Source organism: Rhizobium sp. BK008, assembly GCF_014197345.1.
Taxonomy (GTDB): domain Bacteria; phylum Pseudomonadota; class Alphaproteobacteria; order Rhizobiales; family Rhizobiaceae; genus Rhizobium; species Rhizobium anhuiense.
This window is the reverse complement of sequence record NZ_JACIFK010000003.1, coordinates 638,492-645,698: the sequence shown is the minus strand read 5'-3', so window position 1 is coordinate 645,698 and position 7,207 is coordinate 638,492. Positions and strand designations below refer to the sequence as shown.

The following is a 7,207-nucleotide window of genomic DNA, read 5'->3' as shown; positions in this document are numbered from 1 at the left end:
ACATTGGCCGCCAGCGTATAGGAGGCGAGCGCCGTCTTGACCGTATCGGTGCCCTCGCCGGCATTCTCGGTGATCACGTCCCCGGCATTGTCGACGACATAGGTGTCGTCACCGGTGCCGCCGATCAGCGTGTCCGCACCCGTCCCGCCGTCGAGCGTGTCGTTGCCGGTGCCGGCTGTGATCACGTTCGCCAATGTATTGCCGGTGCCGGTGAAGGCTGTTGTGCCGGTGTAGGTCAGGTTCTCGACATTGGCGAGTGCAGCCAGCGAGTAGCTGGCAAGTGCCGTCTCGATCGTGTCGGTGCCGGCGCTTGCGGCTTCCGTCACCACATCACCGGCAGCGTCAACGATATAGATATCGTTGCCAAGGCCGCCGACCATCGTGTCGGCGCCTGCGCCGCCGTCGAGGATGTCATTGCCGGCTCCACCGGTGATGACGTTGACCGCAGCATTGCCCGACCCGGTGAAGTCGCCCGTGCCGGTGAAGGTCAGGTTCTCGACATTGACCAGCGAGGACAGAGAATAACTGTTCAGCGTCGTCTTGATCGTGTCGGTGCCGCCGCCGGCGGCCTCCACCACCACGTCGCCTACGTTGTCGACCACATAGATGTCGTTGCCGGCCCCGCCCGTCAGCGTGTCGGCACCGGCTCCGCCGTCCAGCGTGTCGGCACCTGCCGCACCCGTGATCGTGTTGACAAGCTCGTTGCCGGTGCCGGCAAAGGCCCCCGTTCCGTTATAGGTGAGGTTCTCGACATTGGCGCCGAGCGTATAGCTTGCCAGGTTCGTGCGAACCCCGTCGGTTCCTTCATTAGCGTTCTCGGTGACGCTGTCGCCGGCATTGTCGACGATGTAGGTGTCGTCGCCCGCACCGCCGATCAAAATGTCCGCATTTGCCCCGCCATTCAGCGTATCATTACCGGCGAAGCCGAGGATCACATCGTTGCCGGCCGCGCCATCGATCGTATCGTCGCCGGTCCCGCCCGTCAGAATATCGTTGCCGGCGGTGCCGACAACGTCGATGCCACTCCCCGTCGTCGATGACAGATAGGACTGATTGACCGCAAGAGCCACCGCGAAGTCAGCCTTGGTGGTGCCGGATCCGAGTGCCGACGTCCAGAAGGATGCCTCCGAGGCGGTCGGCGCCCTGCCGAGAGCATTGAGGAAGAGCTGATTGACGAGATCTGCCGTTGACAGGCCGCCATAGAGCGTCGTGAAAGCCGAGGAGGCCAGAATGTCATTGGCGACCTGGAACTGGGTTTCGGTACCGCCGGTGATTGCGGTTGCCTTCGTGGCCGCTTCGCTTCCCGACGGATCGCGGCCGAGCAGGACGCGATAAAGACGATCGACAGTTTCGGTCGCCGCGGCCTTGTCTGTCGAATGCAGATACTTGCCCGAAGTCACATTAGTCGTGACATGATCGTTGCCGACGACTTGATGTTCCGCGCTCTCCGAAATCGCAAGGATCAGGCCCGCCCGCGTAATGCTGCCGGAGTTCAGTTTGCCGAGCCATGTTTGCATCTCGCTGACGGATGCATTGCGTCCATAGGCATTCTGATAGAGCACTTCGACGAAGCCGACATTCGACAAGGTCCCGTAGTTCGTCGTGAAGGCTGCGCTTGCGATGAGGTCGGTCGCAAGTTGCGTCGTATTGAGCGCACCCTGGGTCAGATAGGTCCCTAGCTGCTCGCGCTCGGAGTTCTGCATGTCGCGGTCGAAGACGACATCGTAGATCCGCTGCATCTCGGCGATGTCGAGGTTTTCCTCGGTCATCTCGATTTGCGCCGATCCACTGAGACCACGCACATTCGACCAGGTGATGGTATCGATGCCATCCGGATCGATCCCGTGCCCGACATAGGCAGTGACCGATCCGGATGAAGACACCGCGTCCCAGCTATAAGAGCCGTTCGCCTCGGCGGCCACCGAGATGAATTCGTCGCCGAGATCGGTGGGCGCACTCGTTGGATCGGACGGCGTATCCGGCGACAGGATCGTCACGTCGGTGCTGCGGCCGTCGTCATCGACGTTGATGACGTAGCCGTCGGCGGAACTGTCCGCTGCGCCGGTACGCCAGGACTTGCCCGTCGGATAATCGAGCGATTGATAGGTGTTTCCTGCCGCATCGGTGTTGAACAGTTGGCTCTCGTCGATGACGCCGTCACCATCGTGATCGAAGTCGGTGACGATCTCGAGACCATCGGCGCTTGTGATGCGGACAAAGCCGCTGCGCTTTGTCCCATCGCCGTAATAGGTCGTATCGGTCTCGACCAGCTGCCCGTTGGCGTCGACGGTTGTGGTGTCGATCTGTGATTCCGAGACACGTCCGGCTGCGTCGAGCTGAGAGAGTTGTGTCTTGCTCAGGCCATCGGCGCCCGTGGTGCTGGTCACCTTGTCGAGCACGGCAACACCGTCAGAGGCGAGATCGGTAATGGTCTCGGTACGGCTGCCGTCCGGGTTGAGAACGGTCACATCCGTTCGCCGGCGATCAATCACACCGTCCCCGTCCGAATCGAAACTGTAATCGGTCTCCAGACCGTTCGCGCTGACTGACGTCGTCGAGCGATCCTTGAGAGTGCCGTCGGCATTGAAATTGGAGAACGTCGTCGTCTTGGTACCGTCGCCTGCAGTAACGGTAGTCTCCGTGTGATCGCTGACGCCATCGCCATCGCTGTCGCGGCTCTCCGTATGCGACAGGCCGTCGGCGCTATCTGCGGTCGTCTCCGAACGCAGCAAATGGCCGGTGACCGTATTCGAAAGCAGGACGGTCTCGGTCTTGCTGCCGTCGACATTCTGGACCGAGGTATCGGTCTTTGCATTCTTCGTTGAGAGCGCGATCGCAGTGGTCTTTGTCAGGCCGTTTGCCGAAATCGTCTGAACCTCCTGGTCGACGAGCCCCGTGACGCCGGAGCCCGACAACGCCGTGCCGGCGCTCGTCGTGGTCGTGGTACTGCCATCGCTATTGTGGACCGTAAGCGCGCTTGTCGCCCAAGTATGATTGCCGCTCCACTGCTGGGTGACAAGGTCGCCATTGGTGGAGGTCGTCTTGATGACCTGGTCGATAACCTGGCCTGTTGTATTGGTATCGCGCAGCGTCTCGGTACGCGAACCGTCGGCGTTGAGCACCGTCCCATCGAAAATCGTTTCGCTGTATGAGTCGGTGTCGTCGCTGTTGGTGAAATCGTTCTTGACCGTTTTCGTCAACCCGTCGGCACTGACGGTCGTCGTCTTGATTTCGTTGAACGCGACCGGATTGTTGATGCCGTAGCTTTCGACGATCGTGACCTGCGAACCATCGCTATTAACCGAGTTGACGGTCGTCTGCGCATTGGTTGGCGGAATACCGTTCGAGAGATCACTTGTACTGCTGCGGCCATCGGCGCTCGCTGTCGTCAGCGTATGGACGTATTTCAGGCGATTGACACCGGCGACACCGTCCTGAATGTCGAGGGTGCTACCGTCTGCATTGCGCGTGCGGGCCTCGTGAACCGTTTTGTCGACGGCGGAGTCGCTGCCGATATAGGTGTCGGTCGTGAGTGTTTGACCATCCGCGCTGATCGTCGTCACGGTCTTTCCGGTCTGCGTGTTTCCATTCCCGTTGCTGCGAGTAACGATGACCGTCGATGACCCGTCGGCATTTGTCGTGGTTGCCGTCACCGACCGGCTGTCGAAGTCGCCGTCGCCGTCGGCATCAGTTTCCACCGTCTTTACAAGACCGTCAGCCGACGTCGTGGTGACGACGCGTTTTTCGAGGATCGTTCCGTCCGGGCTGAAGGTCGAGACACTATCGATCGTGCTGCCATCGGCGGCAACAGTGACCGCCTCGACGGTGTCGAACCCGCCGTCGCCATTCGCATCCGTATCGAACGTTTTCGTTCGGCCGTCTGCCTGCTCGATCGTTACCACCTTGCTGCGGAGTGCAGAGCCGTTTTCAACCGTGATCACTTCGGTGGTCGAGCCGTCGGCGTTAAGCGCCGTGACGTCGGTCACGGTCGTGTCGACAAGCCCGTCGCCATCGGCATCGAGCGTCGTCACCCTGCTATATCCGCTATGGCTTGTCGTGATGGTGTTTCGATCGACAAGCGTCGTGCCGTTGCCCGCATAGTCCGAAACCATCTCCACCCTCGACCCGTCCGGGTTGAAGGAAGTGACGTCGCGGGTCACGCTGTCAAAGGTTCCGTCGCCATCGAGATCGGACTGAACGGTGATCTGGCGGCCATTCGCGCTCGTGGTGGTCACGCGCCTGGCGGTCAGATTGGCGGCAGCAACAGCCGTGCCGGCATAGTCGGAGACAGTCTCAACCCGGCTTCCGTCCGCGTTGAGCACCGTCACGTCGCTGCTGTGCCGATCGGTGTCCCCATCCCCATCGCTGTCCGTCGTGGCAATGGTCGTCAGGCGATCGGCGCTCGTCGTCGTCAACGAAGATTGGAGCAAATGCTGTCCATCGGCGCTGTAAGTCGACGAGGAGGTCGTTTCGCTGCCATCGGCGGCGATGTTTGAAATCGTAACCTGTTCGGGACTGGAGAACTGATCGAGATAGGTGCTGGTCGTGATGCTCCGGCGGTCGGCGCTCGTGACGGTGACCGTCTTGCCGATTTGCGCCGACGTGGCGCCAGCGGCTTTGACGACCGTATGCGTCTGGGAGCCGTCTGCATTCAGCACGGTCGTATCTCGTTCTGAAGTATCTTTCGAACTGCCGGCGCCAAGGTAATTATCGACGGTGGTGGTTTTTCCGTCGGTGCTGACCGTGGTGATGGTCTTACCCGTCTGGATGCTGTGATCGCCGTTCCAGTTCGTAACCGTGGTCGTCGAGGAGCCGTCGGTGTTGATGACCGTCGCGGTATCCGACTGCTTGTCGAAACTCCCGTCGCCATCCTCATCGGACCGTAGGTTCTTTGACAATCCATCGGCGGACGTCGTCGTCACCGTCCGATATGACAAAACGGTTCCTGCCGGGTTGAAGGTCGAGAGCGTATCCGTGATCGTTCCGTCGCTGGCCACCACGATCGTTTCGACGGAATCGAATCCTCCATCACCATTCGCATCGGTCTGAACCGTCCTGCTGCACCCATCTGCGCTCCAGGCCGTCACTGTTCGATCCCGCAACGTCAGATCGTCGTTCTTATCAGTGACGGTTTCGACCCGGCTGCCATCGGCGGCAATCACCGTGCTGTCCTGGCGGGTCAGTTCGAAGGCACCGTCACCGTCGGCATCCGTGTTGGTTGAACGCACGAGGGAGTCGGCGGTGAGCGTCGTGACGGTCTTGCTGAGCAGGGTTCCGTCAGCGCTCTTCACAATCTGCGTGGCCTCGGACGTACCATCCGTGTTGACGACAATGAAGTTTGACTGAAGCTGATCCGTTAGCCCATCGCCGTCGAGATCGGTGGTTACGCTCTTGCTGCGGCCATCGGCGCTTGTCACCGTCACCGTTTCGTCGATACCGCTGACGCCTGCCGTACCGGCATATTCGCTGACGTCTTCAGTTCGTGCTCCGCCGTTCGCCACCGATATCATATCGGTCGTGGTGGCATCGACGATGCCGCGTCCGGTCGAGTCCACGGTCTTCGTCTTCGTCAAACCATCCGCACTGGTTATCGTTGTCGTCTGATCCTTCTCCGAGCCATCGGCATTCAGATCGGTCACTGTAACGGTCAGCGTACCGTTCGCGGCGGTGGCATCGGTCTCCCGCTGGGTGGTAAAGCCGCCTCCCGTCTGATCTCTGGAGATGGTAACGAGTTTGCCGTCAGCGCTGGTCACTGTGGTCGTGCGGTCGGTCAGGATCGAGCCGCCATGATCAAAGTCGGCGAGCACTTCCGTCCGACTGCCGTCGCTTGCAACGGTGATCACATCGGTTTGCCGCTCGTCGATGATGCCGTCGCCATCCGTATCGATCGTCAGGGTGCGGGTCAGACCATCCGCCGAGGTCGTCAGGATGCGCTCGGACTGAAGGCTTCCATCAGTGCCGCTGACCTTCGTGTCGATGACGGTCGACCCGTCTGCGGGGTGCGACGTCGAGGTTGACGTGACGACGCCGGTCTTGTCGAAGGCCAGTGACACGTCCGCCGCCGTGCCGGTCGAACCGTTGCTTCGCTGAAATGTCGCGGTGCCGCTGATGGCCGAGCCATCGGGCTGAGTGGTTGCCTGGTTGTTCGAGATAAGATCGATTGACGAGATGCCAAGATCCGAAAGGGTTTTCAGCTGTTGCGTGCCATCGGCCTGCGTGACGACGACCTTGAAATCGGCAAAACGGCTGTCGCCGGCATCGAGCTTCCCATCATGGTTGGTGTCGAAGACATCGCGCAGCGCCTGCATGTCCGTCGCCGCCGTCGTGTCCCACGCGGTAAAATCGATCTCGCTTTTCTGATCGATCTTGCCGTCACCATTCGCATCGACCGCCAGCACGCCGTCGCCGGCCGCTGCCCAAGCGGTCAGATGCTTCTTGCCGTCCCCGGCCATGTCGAAATAGGTGATCGACGAGGTCTGCTGCGTCAGCTTTATACCGTTGCCGTCCAAGTCGAGGACGATTGGCTCGTCGTCGTCACCATCGTCATCGTCATCGCTGTCGTTCCCGTCATCATCGTCGAGATCTCCATCGATGTCAGGAAAATTGCCATTATCGTCGTAGGAACGCGGGCCAACGTCTGGCATTGCATCGCGGGGAGGCTCGTAGTCGCCGATATTGAGCCCTCCAAGATAGTTTTCCTGCCTATCGGTCGAGCGGTTGCTTTGCCCGCCAGATGATGATTGTGACGGTCCGTCGCTGTCATCCGAGCTGGAATTGTCACCCATGCCTTCGCTGCTTGATGAAGAGCCGGATATCGAGGGGGCGGAGTCACTATTATCGGAGCCGCCGTTGGTCCAGTCGTCAGTATAGAAGTAGTCCCAAGATTTCGGTGTATTGCGCACAGTGGTGAAGCCAAAATTCGCCGGGTCGGTGAAATTACTGCTGGGATCGGCTGCAAAGTCGGTAGATGCCACCTGGTTCGCGGGCAATCCGAATCCACTGCTGACGCTAAGACCAGCATAAGGGTCGTACACGTCGAGTGTGTCCGCATCTAATAACGGTGCCTGCGATATGCCGAGCCGATCGAGAACTGCTGCGGCGAGTTGTTTCTCGTTGTAGTCTTGGGTTGCATAATACTTGGCTTCGTCCAGCGCGTCGAGTTGTCCGGCGACGTAGTTTCGAACGGAAGGACCGAGTCCTTCACTGT

At 60.1% G+C, this 7,207-nt stretch carries 1 protein-coding gene; it reads right to left on the bottom strand.

All coding sequences use genetic code 11. The features are described from left to right. The coding region (locus tag FHT69_RS17645) for a DUF4214 domain-containing protein (RefSeq protein ID WP_246780733.1) at positions 1 to 6,644 on the bottom strand (6,644 nt) is incomplete at its 3' end. Between the last annotated feature and the right edge of the window lie 563 nt (positions 6,645 to 7,207).